The sequence below is a fragment of the Marinovum algicola genome, assembly GCF_900109145.1.
Classification (GTDB): domain Bacteria; phylum Pseudomonadota; class Alphaproteobacteria; order Rhodobacterales; family Rhodobacteraceae; genus Marinovum; species Marinovum algicola.
The window spans coordinates 101,462-116,956 of sequence record NZ_FNYY01000005.1; the positions used below are offsets into that span (position 1 = coordinate 101,462).

Here is a 15,495-nt window from a genome sequence, read left to right on the forward strand (position 1 = left end):
GTCTACCCGAATGTCCCGGCCTGCCCGGCCTTGGGATGCGCTTTCTCGTAGACCTCGAGCAGCCGGGCGCTGTCGATGCCGGTGTACCCTTGGGTGGTGCTCAGCGAGGCATGGCCGAGGAGTTCCTGGATCGCCCGCAGGTCGCCGCCGGCGTTGAGCAGATGGGTGGCGAAGCTGTGGCGCATGGCATGCGGCGTGGCACTGGCGGGCAGGCCGAGCTGCATGCGCGCCTGCTGCATCGCCTTTTGCACCAGCCGCGGGTTGAGCCGCCCGCCGCGGGCGCCGAGAAACAGCGGCGCCTCCGGTTCGGGATCGAAAGGGCAGAGGGCGAGATAGGCATCGACAGCACGGGCGGCGGCGGGGATCACCGGCACGATCCGCTCTTTCTGACCCTTGCCCAGAACGCGCAGGCTGTCGCCCAGCGGCGCGGCGCCGCGGCTCAGCCCCAGCGCCTCGGAGATCCGCAACCCGCAGCCGTAAAGCAGCGTCACCACCGCCATGTCGCGGGCGGCGATCCAGCCGGTCTGGCTCTGCATCTCGATGGTGTCGATCATCGCGCGGGCGGCCTCTTCGGCCAGCGGGCGGGGCAGCTTGCGGGTATATTTCGGCGCCCGGGTCGAGAGCACGGCGGTGGGCTCGAAGCCCTCGCGTTCGGCCAGCCAGCGGTAGAAGCTCTTGACCGCCGAGAGCTTGCGCGCCAGCGTGCGCGGCCCCACCTCCGGTCCGCGAGTATGGGCCATCCAGGCGCGCATGTCGCGCAGGGTGATGCGCGAGAGCGGGCCCAGCCCTTGGGTGCCACCGTGGTATTCGGTCATGAAGGTTAGGAAGTTCAGCACATCGGCGCGATAGGCCCCGGTGGTGTTCTCGGCCCGGCCTTGCAGCGCGCGGGCCTGGGTCAGCCAGTCCTCCAACGCGTCGCGCGCCGCAGGCGAGATGAAGGTCGCGGGCGTGCTCACGCCAGCCAGCGGCGCATCGAGCGCTCGAAGACACCGGCGAAGAAGGCCAGCAGATCGGTGCCCTGCTGCGGCGTGAAGAGATGCGGATCCTCGGCGCCGAAGGCCAACATGCCGGGCAGCCGGCCGGGGCCGAGATCGAGCACCAGACAGGCCTCGGAACGGATGTCGCCGGCCTTGCCGCCGTAGAGCGCCGGATCGCCGGCGGCGCGCTGGCGCAGGGTGACCGGGCGCAGCCCGCCCATGCGGCCCTCGGTCACATATTGCGAGACATAGCCGGGTTCGGCCACCCGCAGCACATCTCCGAGTTTCGAGAACGCCGGATCGTCCTCGGCTCGCTCGGCGCTTTCCAGCACCAGCCGCACCGCATCGACGCGCAGGATATCGGCCACTTCGCCGCCCAGGCCGCGTAGGAAGGCTTCGAAATCCACCGGGTCGAGCATGCGCAGGATGGCGCGGTGCACCTGGTTGGTGCCGGCGAGATTCTCATAGGCCGCGGCAATGACGCTGCGGTGAGTGTCCTCGAGCCGGTCGAGGCGACGTTCCAGCCGCTCCATGGCAATGCCGCGCAGATCGACGATATTGCTGCCCATGGCCTTTTCATTGGCAGCGATCAGCGCATGCATCACGTCCTTGTCGTCGAGGATCACGGTGGGGCGCGCAATGATGGTGGCGCGGAGGTCGTCGTCGATCTTGAGGCTGGAGGTCATGCGTGTCCCTTAAGCGAATCCCGTGGTCCTTGCCGGAGGCTAGCAGGGCCTGCCCGGGCTTTCCGCAGGTTTTTGAGCGGCTTTGCGCCTTTTCTTCAGGTTGTGCCTTTCTGCCAACGCCGGACTGCGGGGCCGGGGCGGGAGCGAGGGGCCAGCCCCTCGCGCTCCCCGCGGTATTTGCAGCAAGAGGAAAGGGGCGGCCAGGGCCGTCCGCTGCCGGTGTCTTGGCAAACCGGCAGCGGTGGCATACCTCTCGGCAGAGTTTCGAGCCGCGAGGGACAGGGCCGCATGTGCCGCAGCTATTTCGACGAAGGCGACCGGATCGGTGTGCTTCTGACCCAGGCGATGGGCGATCTGGCCGGGGTGCTGGATTACCTGGCGCCGGCGGGCGGCTGCCATCTCGGGGCCTTTGTCGAGGTGCCGCTGGGCCCGCGCAGGATGCTGGGCGTGGTCTGGGGCGCCGGGGCGGGGGAGTTCGACCGCGCCAAGCTGCGGGCGGTGATCCGGGTGCTCGACGCGGCGCCGATGCGCGAGGGGATGCGTGCCTTTCTGACCCGCGCCGGCGCCTATACGCTGACGCCCCTGCCGGCGATGCTGCGGCTGGCCACCCGGGCGCCGGGGCTGGGCGCGCCGCCGGGGGCGCGCAAGATCTATCGCCGGGGCGAGGGGCTGCCGGATCGCGACACCAAGGCGCGTCGCGCGGTGCTCGGGGTGCTGGAGGACTATGGCGGGTTGGCCTTTACCCTCAAGGAGCTGGCCGAGATGGCCGGGGTTTCGCCTTCGGTGGTCAAGGGGCTGGCCGCCCAGGGCGTGGTGCGTGAGGAGGAGGCGCCGCGCGACACGCCCTATCTGCCGCTCGATCCCGCGCGTCCCGGCAAGACGCTGACCACCGACCAGATGACGGCGGTGGCACATCTGCACACCGCCGCCGGCCAGGGTTATTCCACGACGCTGCTGCGCGGGGTCACCGGATCGGGCAAGACCGAAGTCTACCTCGAGGCGGTGGCCGATTGCCTGCGCCGCGGACGGCAGGCGCTGGTGCTGCTGCCCGAGATCGCGCTGACCCAGGAATTCCTGACCCGGGTGGAGGCGCGGTTCGGCGCGAAACCGGCGGAATGGCATTCGGGCATTACCCAGACCGAGCGGCGGCGCTGCTGGAAGATGGTCGGCGAGGGCGGGGCGCAGATGGTCGTGGGCGCGCGGTCGGCGCTGTTCCTGCCGTTTCGCGACCTCGGGCTGATCGTCGTCGACGAGGAACATGACACCTCCTACAAGCAGGGCGACGGGGTGCTCTATAATGCGCGTGACATGGCGGTGCTGCGCGCTTCGCTGGAAGACGCGCAGGTGGTGCTGGCCTCGGCGACGCCGTCGCTGGAGAGCTGGGCCAATGCGCAGGCCGGCAAGTACACGCGGATCGAGCTGACGTCGCGTTTTGGCGCGGCGGTGCTGCCGGAGATGCGGGCGATCGACATGCGGGCCGAAAGCCTGCCATCGGATCGCTGGGTCTCGCCGACGCTCCAGGCGGCGGTGAATGCCCGGCTGGAACGCGGCGAGCAGTCGCTGCTGTTCATCAACCGGCGGGGCTATGCGCCGATCACGCTGTGCCGCGCCTGCGGCCATCAGATCGAATGCCCGCAGTGCGATGCGCGGATGGTCGAACACCGGTTTCTCAAGCGGCTGGTCTGCCATCAATGCGGCGAGAGCCGGCCGATGCCCGAGATCTGCCCCTCCTGCGAGGCGGAAGGCCGGCTGGCGGCGGTGGGGCCGGGGGTGGAGCGGCTGACCGAGGAGGCGGTGGCGCTGTTTCCGCAGGCCCGCGTGGCGACATTGTCGTCAGACATGTACGGCTCGGCCCGGGCGCTGAAGACGCAGATCGAGGAGATCGCCGGCGGCGGTGCCGATATCGTCATCGGCACCCAGCTGGTGGCCAAGGGGCACAATTTTCCGCTGCTGACGCTGGTCGGGGTGATCGACGCCGATCTCGGCCTGCATGGCTCCGACCTGCGGGCCGCCGAGCGTACCTTTCAACTGGTGCGCCAGGTCGCAGGCCGCGCCGGGCGGGCCGAGAAGCCCGGCCTTGCGCTGATCCAGACCCACCAGCCCGAGCATCCGGTGATCCGGGCGATCATTGCCGGCGACGAGGAGCGCTTCTGGCAGGCCGAGGCCGAGGAACGCCGCGCCGCCGGGGTGCCGCCTTATGGCCGGCTGGCGGGGATCATCATTTCAGCCGAAGAGGCGCAGCCGGCCTTCGACCTGGGCGCGGCGCTGGCGCGCAATGACGCGGCGCTGCGGCGGGTGGGGGCGCAGGTCTTTGGCCCGGCGCCGGCGCCGATCGCCCGGGTTCGCGGGCGGCACCGGGTGCGGCTTCTGGTCAAGGCCGACAAGGGGGTGGCCTTGCAGGGGGCGCTGGCCGAATGGATCGGCCAGTTCCCGGTGCGTGGCGGGCTCCGGCTGGCGGTGGATATCGACCCGCAGAGTTTCTTCTAGCGGCTCAGCGCGTGCGCCAGGGCGTGGTACGACGCTTTGGGCGTGCGCGCCTGGGTGGCGTAATCGACGTGCACGAGGCCGAAGCGCTTGTCATAGCCGAAGGCCCATTCGTAATTGTCCAGCAGCGACCAGTAGAAGAAGCCGCGCAGATCGACATCCTCGGCAATGGCGGCGCGCGCGGCATCGAGATGGGAGTCGATGAAGCCCTGGCGTAGCGGGTCGTGTACCGCACCGTCCTGCACCGCATCATCGCCCGCCATGCCGTTCTCGGTGACATAGATCGGCAGCCCCCGGGCCGGTCCCTGTGCCAGCCGCAGCAGGAACTCGCGCAGGCCCTCGGGGCGGATTTCCCAGCCCATTGCCGTCTTGGGCAGCGGGCCATCGACCGTGCGGTATCGTGGCCAGGGCCGGGTGGGGTCGGCGGCATAAAGCGCGCGGGTGTAGTAATTCACCCCCAGCCAGTCGAGCGGGGTGGCGATGGTGTCCATATCCGCCTGCCAGCCCGCCGGCATATGCGGGCCGAGGCCTTCGAGCGCCTCGGCCGGATAGCCCTGGCCGGCGATGGCCTCGATGAACCAGCGGTTGTAGATCGCATCGGCCCGGGCGGCGGCGGCCCGGTCTTCGGAGCTGTCGCTGGCGGGGCTGGCGGTTTCGAAGTTCAACACGATGCCGAGGTCTTTCGCCCCGCTGGCGCGAAGCGCCTGCATCGCGGTGCCATGGGCCAGCAATACATGGTGCATGGCATGGGCGGCGGCGCGGATGTCGCGCAGGCCGGGCGCATGGGCGCCGATGAAATGCGACAGCCAGGCGACGCACCAAGGCTCGTTGATGGTGGCGGTGGCGGCGACACGATCGCCGATGCGGTCGAAGACCACCGCGCAATAGTCGGCGAACCAGCCGGCAATGTCGCGATTGGTCCAGCCGCCTTTCATCGCCAGCGCCGACGGCAGATCCCAGTGATACAGCGTCAGGAACGGCGTCATCCCGCGCGCGAGCACGCCGTCGACCAGCCGGTCGTAGAAGTCGAGGCCCTCGGCGTTGGGGCGGCCGGTGCCCTCGGGCATGACCCGTGACCAGGAGGTCGAGAAGCGGTAGGCGTCGAAGCCGGCCGCCTGCATCAGATCGAGATCCTCCTGCCAGCGATTGTAATGGTCGCAGGCCACCGCGCCGTCGTCGGCGCCGGCCACATTGCCGGGGGTGGCGGCGAAGGTGTCCCAGTGGCTGGCACCGGCGCCGCCGAAGCCGGAGCCCTCGATCTGATAGGCCGCGGTTGCGGCGCCAAACAGGAAGTCGGTCGGGAAATCGCTGCGGGCGTTGCGAAGCGCGTCTGTCACGGGTCGGTCTCCTGTCAAAATAGGGTGGTGCCGGCGCAGAATGACAGCGCTAACGGCGCTGTCAACTTGGCGATCCGCCGGAGCGGGGTTTATCCGAACAGGTCGCTCTGTCCCGGCGCGCGGGGGGCGGGCAGGCCGAGGTGGGCCCAGGCCTTCTGGGCCAGCATCCTGCCGCGCGGGGTGCGCTGGATCAGGCCCTGTTGCAGCAGGTAGGGCTCGATCACCTCTTCCAGCGCATCGCGGCTTTCGCTGAGCGCGGCGGAAATCGTCTCGATCCCCACCGGGCCGCCGGAGTAGTTTTCGGCGATCAGCTTGAGATAGCGCCGGTCGGCGCCGTCGAGGCCGAGGTTGTCGACGCCCAGCCGGGTCAGCGCGCCATCGGCCAGCTCGCGGGTGATATGGCCGTCGCCATCGACCACGGCGAAATCCACCACCCGCCGCAGTAGCCGCCCGGCGATGCGCGGCGTGCCACGGGCGCGGCGGGCGATCTCTCTGGCGCCTGCGTCGTCGGCGGGCACCCCGAGCTTGACGGCATTGCGGCTGACAATCTCGTGCAGCTCGTCGATGGTGTAGAAATTGAGCCGCGTCGGAATGCCGAAGCGGTCGCGCAGCGGCGTCGTCAGCAGGCCAAGGCGGGTGGTCGCGCCGACCAGGGTGAAAGGTTGCAGCTCGATCCGCACGGTGCGCGCGGCCGGGCCTTCGCCGATCACCAGGTCCAGTTCGAAATCCTCCAGCGCCGGATAAAGCACTTCTTCCACCACCGGGTTGAGCCGGTGGATCTCGTCGATGAACAGGACGTCGCGGGCCTCGAGGTTGGTCAGGATGGCCGCCAGATCGCCGGCCTTGGCCAGCACCGGTCCCGAGGTCATGCGGAAGTTGACGCCCAGCTCGCGCGCCATGATCTGCGCCAGCGTCGTCTTGCCCAGGCCCGGCGGGCCGTGAAACAGCGTGTGGTCCATCGCCTCGCCGCGTTGCCGGGCGGACTGAATGAAGACGCGCAGGTTGGCGCGGGCCTCGGCCTGACCGATGAAATCGCCGAGCTGCTGCGGGCGCAGCGCGCGGTCGACATCCTCGGGCCGCGCTTCGGGGCGCAGGGTGGGGTCCGGTTCGCTCATCTCTGCCGCTCCTCGCGCCTTTGCCTCATCCTTTCGGCGCCAAGAGCTTGAGCGCGGCGCGGATCAGGGCCGGGGTTTCGGCCGCGGGGTCGTCGCCGGCGGCCTGGGCCACCGCGCCCGCCGCCTCGCCGGGACCGTAGCCCAGGTTGCTCAATGCCGACAGCGCCTCGGCCTGGGCGTTGCTTGTCTTGGGTGCGGGTTTGGCTGCGGGCCGGGCCGGGGCCGGCTCGATCACCGCGTCTTCGACATCGCCCAGTTCGGCCGTCCGGGCGCCGCCCATGGCCATCACCGCCGGCGCCTTGTCCTTCAGCTCATGCACCACCCGCTGCGCGGTTTTGGGGCCGATCCCCTTGGCCGCCTTGATCGCCGTGACATCGCCAAGCGCGATCGCCCGGCCCACGCCCTCGGGGCCCAGTGCGCCCTGGATCGCCAGTGCCGCCTTGGCGCCGACGCCCTGCACCGTCAGCAGCAGCCGGTGCCATTCCTTCTCGACCAGCGACGGAAAGCCGTAGAGCTGCAACAGATCCTCGCGCACCACCAGATCGGTATAAAGCGCCACCGCTTCGCCGGGGCCGGGCAGGGTGGCCAGGGTGCGCTCGGAACAGAACACCACATAGCCCACGCCGCGCACGTCGAGCAGCACGTGATCCTCGCCGCGATAGTCGATCCGCCCCGAGAGCTTGCCGATCATGACGCCCGCGCCTCGCGCAGGCTGGGCGAACGGTAATAGAGCGCATGGGTGATGGCGATGGCCAGCGCGTCGGCCGCATCGGCCCCGGCCAGCACCACGCCGGGCAATTGCATCTTGACCATATGGGCCACCTGTTTCTTGTCCGCATGGCCGACACCGACCACGCATTTCTTGACCGCGTTGGGGGCATATTCGCCAACCGCGAGCCCGGCCTGCGCCGGCACCAGAAGCGCGATGCCCCGGGCCTGGCCCAGCTTCAGCGTCGCCACCGCATCCTTGTTGACGAAGGTCTGTTCCACCGCCGCCGTGGTGGGGGCGAACCGCGCCAGCACCGCCGAGAGCTGTTCATGCAACGACACCAGCCGCAGTGCAAGATCCGTGCCCGAGGAATGGCAGATGCCGTTTGCCACATGCGTCAGCTTGTTGCCCGAGACGTCGATCACGCCCCAGCCCAGGTTGCGCAAACCCGGATCGATGCCCAGAACCCGCATGACTGCCCCGTTTGTTGCCTTTTTGTTTCGCTAGCACGAACCGGGAACAAACGCCAAGCGAAACCTGTCAAGCCGATTGCCCGGTCAGGACCGGGCCGGCGGCGATCCAGGGCCGTCGCAAAACGCGTCCCGCGAAGGTCTGAAAACGACATGAAAGCCCTTAGTTTATTGATTTATTTCAGACTCTTGGGGGCCAAAAGAGCCATGCAGAAAACGCATATGGGGAATGCGCCGGTGGCGCTTGCTCGGGGCGTGTTTGCACATTAATTGCGCGAAATGAAAACACGCGCCGCCATGGCGCTTTAGCCTAGGAGCAAAACAATGGCAGTTTCTGAACAGAGCCACGCCCATATCGCCATTGCCGGCGTTGCCGAACGGATCGGTCGCGTCATTATCGCCATGATCTCGGCCGTGCAAGAGTGGAACGACGCCCGCCAGACCCGCAAGATGCTGTCGCAGCTGAGCGAGAGCGAGCTGGACGACATCGGTCTGACCCGCGCTGACATCGACCGCGTCGCACGCGGCGATTATCACTGAAAGCGCGCAGATGAGTACGCCCCCGGGCCGCGACTTCGATGGAAGCCGCGGCCTTACTCGTTAATGGGGGGCGGGTAAGTCTGATGATGCGGCCCGCAGAAATCTAGGCGTGGGTGCGGGCCGCGGGAATCCGGTCCGGGCCGCGGGGGGCGGCTGGACCGGAGCACTGGTTAACAAACAATCGGATGCGCGGGGCGCGGCACGCCAGGGCCGGCGCCCCTGCGATCACATAAGCAGCGGTGCAATGAAGCGGGCGACGGCCTGCGATACGGGCTCGATCTGCATCGCCCAGGCGGCGCCCTGCTCGAAAATCGTGCCCTCGGCCAGCAGCGCCAGCTTGTCTTCGTATTGAACTGGGCCCTGATGGGCGATCAGCAGGCCCTTGAAGCCGACAAAGCCCAGGCCGATGGTCAGCAGGCCGCGCAGCGGCACGCCGGTGAGCCCGCGGCGCGGACGTTGACGGATGACCCCTGTACGGTCAATGAAATTGACGTGACCGCGCGCCAGCTTGCGGTTCTTTCTGGCAATGCGATTCACACGTTTGTCGAAATGGAAAAGCGTTTCCGACATGGCAGCCTCTAACTATCTGGCCCCCACCAGACACGGGAACCTTAATGGGCTGCAAATGTGGCGGCACTGCGGCAACTGCCTCGAATTGACCGAAAAACCCCGCAAAATCAGCTAGATTTGCGGAGGGTCAGGGTCGTCCATTCAACAATATCTTCGCGTTGCACCAGATTGATACCATTCCGGGAATAAACCGCAATGACCTCATCCGCCTGTTCGGTGAGGATTCCGGATAGAATCGCATATCCCCCGGTATCGAGCGCCCGGGCCATATCGGGAGCCAGGGCGATCAGCGGCCCCATCAGGATATTGGCAAAGACCAGATCAAAGGGCGCGCGCGCGGCGATGTCGGGATGATCGAAGCCGGTGGCCTCGACACAGGCCACCCGTCCCTCGAGCCCGTTGGCGCGGACATTGGCCTCGGCCACGTCGACGGCCACTCGGTCGATATCCGAAGCCAGCACTTCTTGCGGCCAGATCCGCGCCGCCGCCATCGCCAGAACGGCAGTGCCACAGCCGATGTCGGCCACGCTCTGGCCTTCGAAGCCCTCATTGGCCAGCCGGTCGAGCGCCCGCAGACAGCCCAGCGTGGTGCCATGGTGGCCGGTGCCAAAGGCCATGGCGGCCTCGATCAGCAGCGGCTCGGCGTTTTCGGGCACCTTGTCGGCGTCATGGCTGCCATAGACAAAGAACCGGCCGGCCTCGACCGGAGCAAGCTCGCGCCGGACCTTGGCCACCCAGTCGGTCTCGGGCAGTTCAGAGATGACGAAGTCCTTGGCGGCGAAGGCGGCCGAGAGCAGCGCAAGCGCTGCCGCATCGGGGGCTTCGGTGAAATAGCCGCCGATCTCCCAGAGGCCCGAACCATCCTCCATCTCGAAGACGCCGACGCCGGTGGGCTCCGGCTCCAGCCGTTCCATCGCCAGACCGAGCGCATGGGCCTGATCTTTTCCGGTCAGGGTGGTGAAGGCGGTGAATGTGGGCATGAGGAGCCTCCTGGCAAGCGTTTCCGGTCTCTAGCCCGAAGTCGCGGCCATGGCCAGTCACTCTCTGCCTGGCCCGGATGGCCCGCCGCGCCCCGGACGTGATCCGGGGCCTCTTGGCCCGGCTGGCGAAGCGCTCCCGGCCGGGCGGGGATCACTCGGCGGGGGCGGCGGCGATATAGCCGGAAAACACCGTCTCGTTGCCGGGCGCCGGGTGGCGCGGGATCAGCAGCGCCAACAAGAAGGAGGCCGTGGCGATCCCCGCCGCCCCGACAAAGACCGCGCCGGGCGAGATCAGCCAGAGATACCCCAGCCCTGCCGGCAGGAACACCGCCGCGATATGGTTGATGGTAAAGGCCACCGCCGCCGTGGGGGCGATGTCGCGCGGATCGGCGATCTTCTGGAAATAGGTCTTGAGCGCCAGCGCCAGGGCAAAGAACATGTGATCGATCACGTAGAGCGAGGCGGCCAGCAGCACGCCCCAGCCGAAATAGTAGATGCCGCCATAAGCCAGAAACACCGCGATCAACCCGGCGTATTCAAAGAGCAGCGTCGCGCGTTCGCCGAACCGGCCGACGGCGCGGCCCATCACGGGCGCAAAGACCATGTTGGCCACGAGGTTGATCAGGAACAGCGCCGTGACTTCATGCACCTGAAAGCCGAAGCGTTCGACCATCATGAAACCGGCAAAGACCACGAAGATCTGCCGCCGCGCGCCGGACAGGAATTGCAGCACGTAATAGAGCCAGTAGCGCCGCCGCAGGATCAGCTTCTTGATCTGCGGATCGGGGGCTTCGAACCGCGGATAGGCCTGCATCGCCAGCACGGCCAGCGCCGCGGTGATGCCGCCGGCGATCAGGTAGACATGTGGATAAGACAGTCCCAGCGCCTCCCAGGTCAGCACGATGGCGCCATAGGCCAGCAGGGTCGCCGCCGAGCCCGCCGCCAGCAGCAGGCCGAGAATGCGCGGCGCCTGATCTTTGGGCATCCATTGCAACTGTAGCGACTGGTTGACCGTCTCGTAGTAGTGAAAGCCGATCGATGACAGCATGGTCACTGTCAGGATACCCGCCATCGAGGGGAAATATGCGGTCACCGCCGTCGCCACCCCCAACAGCAGCAGCGCGACAAGCCCCAGCACCTGCTCATGCATAAGCATGATCAGCGCGATGACGCCCACCGCCAGAAAGCCGGGGATTTCGCGTACCGTGTGCAGCCAGCCGATGTCCGATCCGTCAAACCCGGCCACTTCGATGACGAAGTTGTTGAGCAGCGCCGACCAGGTGGCAAAGGCCACCGGCATCGCCGCCGCCATGAGAAACAGCAACGTCACCGGCCGCTGCCAGAGTGGCAGCTCGCGGGAGGTGGAAAGGGGCACGCAACGGATCATGAGCCTTGCCATACGCCCGCCCGCGCGCGAAGGCGAGCGAAACCGGCGCGCAGGCGCCTCTGCATGGCCGCACAGAGCGCGGTTTATCCCGCCGTCGCAGGGTGCTAAGGACGGCGCCATGCTGACGTCCGACGATATCGCCCCGCTTTTCACCCGCGCCGACGGGAGCTATCTCTTTGCCCGCTGGGGCCGTCCGATCGCGCCGATCGTCTTTGGCGTGACCGAGGCCACCCTGCCTGTGATCAAGGGCGCGATGGAGGCGGTGGTTGCCATGGCCGGCCACCAGATGGCCGAGACCGACCCGGAGCTGGGCAGCAACTGCATGTTTTTCTTCTTCCGTGACTGGGACGAGCTGACCGAGGTGCCCGACCTCGACAAGCTGGTGCCGGATCTGGCGCCGCTTGTGACGCGGCTCAAGGCGGCAGAGGCCAACCAGTACCGGGTGTTCCGTTTTGACGATCAGGGCGCGATCAAGGCGGCTTTTGTCTTTCTGCGGATGGACAAGGAGCTGGGCGCCCAGCCGGCCGCGGATCTGGCGCTGGGGCAGGTGGTGCAGGTGATGCTGCTCTGGTCGGAACAGGCCTTTGCCGAGGTCTCGCCCTTGGCCATTGCCGGGGGCAGGACCGTCTTGCGCCCCGAGATCGGCGCCGTGATCCGCGCCGGCTATGATCCCGTGATGCCGGCGGTGGCGCAGGATCCGAGCCATGCGCTCCGGCTGGCGGCGCGGGTGGGCATGGCGCAATAGCTTTGTGGGGGCAGGGCCGCGGCGCCCTCCCGAACGCCGCGACCCCGGATCATCTGTCGGGGGCAGGTTTCACTTCTTGTCGTGCCGACCCGGGGCGTAATCCTTGCCGTTGGTCCGGCCATCGCCATTGCGATCCTCGCCGACGCTGGCCGAATAGCCGGGCGAATAATCGCCGCCGTTGGCCTTGCCGTTGCCATTGCGGTCGCTGATGTCGTCAGGGTTGTCCTTGGCCACCTGTCCCGGCGGATTGCCGCCTTCGTGCAGGGCGGCCACGGGGCCAGCGGCAATAACCGCGCTCAGTGCAATCAGAAAAAGTCTCATGCTGTAATCTCCCATGTCAGACCGAAATCCTCGGTCGGCGGAAGCTACGTAAGGTCAACCTCAAAAGTTTCGCGCGTGACGGATTTTTCGCGGATCAGGGGGCGGCCGCGCCATCAGGCGGCTTGTTCCACCCGCGTCTCTGCATCGGCAATCGGCCAGTCGGCGATCAGCTCTCGCAGCAGGGGAAAGGCGCGGTGCATCTTCTCCATCTCATCGGCCTGTACGATGTTGTCGGAATACTGCGCCCGGCTGTCGTTGCTGTCGTGCACCGCCCGGATATAGCTCGGGCTGCGCGAATAGATCACCCGGACCGGGCGACGCTCGAGGATCTTCTTGTGGGCGATGCCAAAGGGCTGACGGCGCGATCCGGTGGGGGCGGTGACCGCCAGCCCGAGATTGGTGGCCGCATTGAGCCGGTGGCGCAGCGATATCTGGCCGTCCCGGAACACTGCCGAAATGCCACGCGCATGCGAGAGAAAACAATATTCCTCGCCCGGCGCGCGCAGTTTCTTGGCGGCCATCGCCTCGGCGCGCAGCTTTTCGGTGAAATCGGCGCTGACCGCGTCATCGTCATCGAGCACGATCTGCGTGCTCCAGGGATCGCGGTTGAAGGTTGCCTTGCGGTAGCGGGTGAAACAGGTGCCGGCGCTGTCGGGGCCGCGAAAGATCACATGCGCGCGGTCGCCCAGCATGTCGCCGCAGACCTGTTGCAGCCGGGATTTGTGCCGCTCTGGCAGCGCCTCGGCCGAAAGCACGATCAGGCCGAAATCGCCATCGCTCTGATCGGCCAGCGAGCGCAGGGCGATCTTTTCGAGGAAATAATGCCGCCCGTCAAGCCGCGCGTCATCGAACAGCTTGGCGGCGTCGTTCGACGCCTCGGATTGCCAGCCGGAGCGCCCGAAATAGGAATAGCGCATTTCGTAGATCATGTGCATCGGCGGCCTCGCGGATCATTCGAGACAAAGTCTAGCGAGAGGCGGGCGGCCAACCAAGCGGCTTAGCGGCACTTGCGTCGGGGCTGTTGCCAAATTGAATCCGCCCGGCTTGCACCGCGCGCGGCGGGATGGTTTGACGGGGGCGGGCAACAGGGGATTTGCGATGCGCCACCGTTTCGACTGCCGGGTCTATTACGAAGACACCGATATGGCGGGGATCGTCTACCACGCCAATTTCCTCAAGTTCATCGAACGCGGGCGCAGCGAATGGGTGGCCTCGCTGGGAATCGACCAGCGGCAGATGAAGACGCGTGACGGGCAGGTCTTTGTCGTCAGGCGGATCGAAGGCGACTATCTGAGCCCGGCGTATTATGGTGATGACCTGACGGTCCTGACCACAGCGGACAAGATCGGCGGCGCCCGCATGGTACTGCGCCAGCAGGTCTGCCGGGATGAGACGCCGCTGTTCGAGGCGCTGGTGACCGTGGTGGTTCTGGGGCCGGGTGGTCAGGTGCTGCGGCTGCCGCCGGAGCTGCGGCGCGCGCTGTCCTAGCCGCTGGCGCAGCCGCGAATGTCGACGGCGTGACGTTTGCCCAGAACGGTAAAGCGCAGGCCGGAGCGGTCGAGCGCAAAGGGCGCGCCCTCGACATGCTGCATTTCGGTCGATGCGGTCAGGATGTTGCCGGCGCGGCGGGTCTCGGCCTCGGCGACCCAGATCGACGGGTTGGCGGTCTCGACCACCACGAACTCCTGGCCGCCGGCGCTGGGCATGGCGATGCGCGCGGTCAGGGCGACGCCGCCCTCGACCGGCGAGATGCGGCAGGAAACCTGGCCGACCTGCGCCTCGCGCGCCGTCAGCGGCCGGTCGACCAGCGCCGCGACAAGCCGCGGATCGCGCCTGTCGCCGGGGGTCAGCGTGGCGGAGAACCGCAATTCCGCAGGCACGCAGACATCCTTGCAGACGCCAAGCTCCATTCGGCCGGTCAGGCGCATCTCGCCGCCGGTGCTCTCCGGGCGGATCATCAGCGGGATCACCACGTCGCCGGGATAGCCGATTGAGGTCATGCCGTTCTGGTCCATCGCCTCGGGCGTCGGCCAGAGCGCGCGCAGGCCGGCGATATTGCGGCTGCCGGCCCAATCGAAACGCGGCGGGATGCCGGCGTCGCCGGGGCTGCGCCAATAGGTCTTCCACCCCGGCGCGAGATCGAGCAGCAGCCCGACCACATGGCTGCCGTCGGCCTGTTGCCAGCCGGGGATCAGCGCGGCGCGCGCCACCTCTGTCGTCTGGGCGGCGGCGGGCCCGGCAAGTCCGAACGCAAGCGCAAGTGAAGTCAGCAGGTGTCGCATCATAGGTTATGAGATGCGGGAAAGCCGGCTGAAATCCAACTCACTTTGTGGCGAGCCTTGCGTCATCTGGCGCCACGGCCCATCTTGACTGCAAGGCAGCAAGGGGAGCGCAGAGGCGATGAACGAGCCGATGACCAACGACGGCGATACCGGCCTGACAGGACAAGTGCTGATCGCGATGCCGGGGATGCTTGACCCGCGCTTCGCCCATTCCGTCGTCTATCTCTGTGCCCATTCACCGGAAGGCGCGATGGGGCTGATCTTCAACAAGCCGGTGGCCGATCTCGGGCTGGGCGAGTTGCTGGAACAGCTCGAGGTGCCGGTGACCGACGACTTCCGCCAGAGCCGGCTGCATTTCGGCGGACCGGTGGAGCAGGGCCGGGGCTTCGTGCTGCACACGCCGGATTACGAATCGCCGGTGGCGACCCTGCATGTGGACGAGATGGTCTCGATGACCGCGACGATGGACATCCTCGAAGAGATCGGCGCCGGCCGCGGCCCGCGGCGGCGTCTGGTGGCGCTGGGGTATGCCGGATGGGGGCCGGGGCAGCTCGAGATGGAGCTCGGGCAGAACGGCTGGCTGACCTGCGAACCCGACCCGGCGCTGCTTTTTGACCGGCCGGACCCGGAAAAATGGGAGGCCGCGCTGGGCGTGCTGGGGATCGATGCCCTGGCGCTGTCCGCGACTGCCGGGCACGCCTGAACGGCGCGCGCGTCGCGAAGGCAGGCCGCTTTGTTGCGTCCCGGGTTTGCCTCGGGATCGCGCCCGGCGTTGCGGCCCCGCACTTGGCCCGGAGGCCCCGGATCGGGTCCGGGGCGGTGGTGTGGGCAGAGCTGGCCTTGAATGGCACGCGTCCCGGGCTCGCCCCGGGACCTCGCGGCTGGTTGCCCC

17 protein-coding genes are annotated in these 15,495 nt (G+C 67.6%); 5 read left to right on the top strand and 12 right to left on the bottom strand.

The annotated features are described in order from the left end of the window. Window positions 1-2 precede the first annotated feature (2 nt). The gene (locus tag BMW90_RS09125; RefSeq protein ID WP_407657382.1) at window positions 3-956 is read right to left on the bottom strand and encodes a tyrosine recombinase XerC; all 954 of its coding nucleotides are present in this window, start codon (window positions 954-956) and stop codon (window positions 3-5) included. Continuing rightward, window positions 953-1,663 (bottom strand): DUF484 family protein, encoded by a 711-nt coding sequence (locus BMW90_RS09130; protein ID WP_074836210.1) that lies wholly within the window; start codon window positions 1,661-1,663, stop codon window positions 953-955. Before BMW90_RS09130 ends, BMW90_RS09125 begins: the two co-directional genes overlap by 4 nt. A 288-nt stretch (window positions 1,664-1,951) precedes the next feature. On the opposite strand from BMW90_RS09130, the gene BMW90_RS09135 reads away from it, so the two are divergent. After that, window positions 1,952-4,150, top strand: a complete 2,199-nt coding sequence (locus BMW90_RS09135; protein ID WP_074836211.1) for a primosomal protein N' — start codon at window positions 1,952-1,954, stop codon at window positions 4,148-4,150. Here the strand turns inward: BMW90_RS09135 and BMW90_RS09140 are convergent. From BMW90_RS09140 to ruvC, 4 genes are all read right to left on the bottom strand, one after another. After that, complete coding sequence (locus BMW90_RS09140; protein ID WP_074836213.1) at window positions 4,147-5,484, bottom strand: GH1 family beta-glucosidase; 1,338 nt, start codon at window positions 5,482-5,484, stop codon at window positions 4,147-4,149. The genes BMW90_RS09135 and BMW90_RS09140 overlap by 4 nt on opposite strands. Window positions 5,485-5,573: 89 nt before the next feature. After that, window positions 5,574-6,599: a Holliday junction branch migration DNA helicase RuvB gene (gene ruvB, locus BMW90_RS09145; protein WP_074836215.1), complete on the bottom strand. Its 1,026-nt coding sequence runs from the start codon at window positions 6,597-6,599 to the stop codon at window positions 5,574-5,576. A 25-nt stretch (window positions 6,600-6,624) separates the two neighbouring features. Further along, complete coding sequence (gene ruvA / locus BMW90_RS09150) at window positions 6,625-7,290, bottom strand: Holliday junction branch migration protein RuvA (protein WP_048532812.1); 666 nt, start codon at window positions 7,288-7,290, stop codon at window positions 6,625-6,627. Further along, window positions 7,287-7,781: a crossover junction endodeoxyribonuclease RuvC gene (gene ruvC, locus BMW90_RS09155; RefSeq protein WP_074836216.1), complete on the bottom strand. Its 495-nt coding sequence runs from the start codon at window positions 7,779-7,781 to the stop codon at window positions 7,287-7,289. Before ruvC ends, ruvA begins: the two co-directional genes overlap by 4 nt. A 321-nt stretch (window positions 7,782-8,102) precedes the next feature. Here ruvC and BMW90_RS09160 point away from each other — a divergent pair, with 321 nt between their 5' ends. Then, a complete protein-coding gene (locus tag BMW90_RS09160) occupies window positions 8,103-8,318 on the top strand; it encodes a DUF1127 domain-containing protein (RefSeq protein ID WP_048532810.1) in 216 nt (71 codons plus the stop codon). A gap of 225 nt (window positions 8,319-8,543) precedes the next feature. On the opposite strand, the gene BMW90_RS09165 is transcribed toward BMW90_RS09160, so the two are convergent. The 3 genes from BMW90_RS09165 to BMW90_RS09175 all read right to left on the bottom strand — a co-directional run bounded on the left by BMW90_RS09165 (window position 8,544) and on the right by BMW90_RS09175 (window position 11,255). Then, window positions 8,544-8,888: a Rossmann-fold NAD(P)-binding domain-containing protein gene (locus BMW90_RS09165; RefSeq protein ID WP_048532809.1), complete on the bottom strand. Its 345-nt coding sequence runs from the start codon at window positions 8,886-8,888 to the stop codon at window positions 8,544-8,546. A gap of 107 nt (window positions 8,889-8,995) precedes the next feature. Further along, a complete protein-coding gene (locus BMW90_RS09170; protein WP_074836218.1) occupies window positions 8,996-9,868 on the bottom strand; it encodes a 50S ribosomal protein L11 methyltransferase in 873 nt (290 codons plus the stop codon). Between the two features lie 151 nt (window positions 9,869-10,019). Further along, a complete protein-coding gene (locus BMW90_RS09175; RefSeq protein ID WP_074836219.1) occupies window positions 10,020-11,255 on the bottom strand; it encodes an MFS transporter in 1,236 nt (411 codons plus the stop codon). Window positions 11,256-11,373: 118 nt separating this feature from the next. On the opposite strand from BMW90_RS09175, the gene BMW90_RS09180 reads away from it, so the two are divergent. Next, entirely contained in the window at window positions 11,374-12,000 is a 627-nt protein-coding gene (locus BMW90_RS09180; RefSeq protein ID WP_074836221.1) for a hypothetical protein, read from the top strand. A gap of 69 nt (window positions 12,001-12,069) precedes the next feature. On the opposite strand, the gene BMW90_RS09185 is transcribed toward BMW90_RS09180, so the two are convergent. Both BMW90_RS09185 and BMW90_RS09190 read right to left on the bottom strand, forming a co-directional pair. Continuing rightward, window positions 12,070-12,321: a hypothetical protein gene (locus BMW90_RS09185; protein ID WP_048532805.1), complete on the bottom strand. Its 252-nt coding sequence runs from the start codon at window positions 12,319-12,321 to the stop codon at window positions 12,070-12,072. 113 nt (window positions 12,322-12,434) lie between these two features. Beyond that, window positions 12,435-13,256, bottom strand: a complete 822-nt coding sequence (locus tag BMW90_RS09190; protein ID WP_074836224.1) for a glycosyltransferase — start codon at window positions 13,254-13,256, stop codon at window positions 12,435-12,437. A 163-nt stretch (window positions 13,257-13,419) separates the two neighbouring features. Between BMW90_RS09190 and BMW90_RS09195 the strand changes: the two genes are divergently transcribed. Further along, window positions 13,420-13,809 (top strand): YbgC/FadM family acyl-CoA thioesterase, encoded by a 390-nt coding sequence (locus tag BMW90_RS09195; RefSeq protein WP_074836225.1) that lies wholly within the window; start codon window positions 13,420-13,422, stop codon window positions 13,807-13,809. On the opposite strand, the gene BMW90_RS09200 is transcribed toward BMW90_RS09195, so the two are convergent. Continuing rightward, window positions 13,806-14,603, bottom strand: coding sequence for a protein-disulfide reductase DsbD domain-containing protein (locus BMW90_RS09200; RefSeq protein WP_083416010.1), 798 nt, complete (start codon window positions 14,601-14,603; stop codon window positions 13,806-13,808). The two genes, BMW90_RS09195 and BMW90_RS09200, sit on opposite strands and share 4 nt — an antisense overlap. A gap of 118 nt (window positions 14,604-14,721) precedes the next feature. Between BMW90_RS09200 and BMW90_RS09205 the strand changes: the two genes are divergently transcribed. After that, window positions 14,722-15,306 (top strand): YqgE/AlgH family protein, encoded by a 585-nt coding sequence (locus tag BMW90_RS09205; RefSeq protein ID WP_244526469.1) that lies wholly within the window; start codon window positions 14,722-14,724, stop codon window positions 15,304-15,306. The last annotated feature ends 189 nt before the right edge of the window (window positions 15,307-15,495 follow it).

Coding starts and splice junctions, on each gene's coding strand:
- BMW90_RS09130 (WP_074836210.1), bottom strand. CDS start 1,663: ATGACCTCCAGCCTCAAGATCGACGACGACCTCCGCGCCACCATCATT.
- BMW90_RS09135 (WP_074836211.1), top strand. CDS start 1,952: ATGTGCCGCAGCTATTTCGACGAAGGCGACCGGATCGGTGTGCTTCTG.
- ruvB (WP_074836215.1), bottom strand. CDS start 6,599: ATGAGCGAACCGGACCCCACCCTGCGCCCCGAAGCGCGGCCCGAGGAT.
- ruvA (WP_048532812.1), bottom strand. CDS start 7,290: ATGATCGGCAAGCTCTCGGGGCGGATCGACTATCGCGGCGAGGATCAC.
- ruvC (WP_074836216.1), bottom strand. CDS start 7,781: ATGCGGGTTCTGGGCATCGATCCGGGTTTGCGCAACCTGGGCTGGGGC.
- BMW90_RS09160 (WP_048532810.1), top strand. CDS start 8,103: ATGGCAGTTTCTGAACAGAGCCACGCCCATATCGCCATTGCCGGCGTT.
- BMW90_RS09165 (WP_048532809.1), bottom strand. CDS start 8,888: ATGTCGGAAACGCTTTTCCATTTCGACAAACGTGTGAATCGCATTGCC.
- BMW90_RS09170 (WP_074836218.1), bottom strand. CDS start 9,868: ATGCCCACATTCACCGCCTTCACCACCCTGACCGGAAAAGATCAGGCC.
- BMW90_RS09175 (WP_074836219.1), bottom strand. CDS start 11,255: ATGATCCGTTGCGTGCCCCTTTCCACCTCCCGCGAGCTGCCACTCTGG.
- BMW90_RS09180 (WP_074836221.1), top strand. CDS start 11,374: ATGCTGACGTCCGACGATATCGCCCCGCTTTTCACCCGCGCCGACGGG.
- BMW90_RS09185 (WP_048532805.1), bottom strand. CDS start 12,321: ATGAGACTTTTTCTGATTGCACTGAGCGCGGTTATTGCCGCTGGCCCC.
- BMW90_RS09190 (WP_074836224.1), bottom strand. CDS start 13,256: ATGCACATGATCTACGAAATGCGCTATTCCTATTTCGGGCGCTCCGGC.
- BMW90_RS09195 (WP_074836225.1), top strand. CDS start 13,420: ATGCGCCACCGTTTCGACTGCCGGGTCTATTACGAAGACACCGATATG.
- BMW90_RS09200 (WP_083416010.1), bottom strand. CDS start 14,603: ATGCGACACCTGCTGACTTCACTTGCGCTTGCGTTCGGACTTGCCGGG.
- BMW90_RS09205 (WP_244526469.1), top strand. CDS start 14,722: ATGAACGAGCCGATGACCAACGACGGCGATACCGGCCTGACAGGACAA.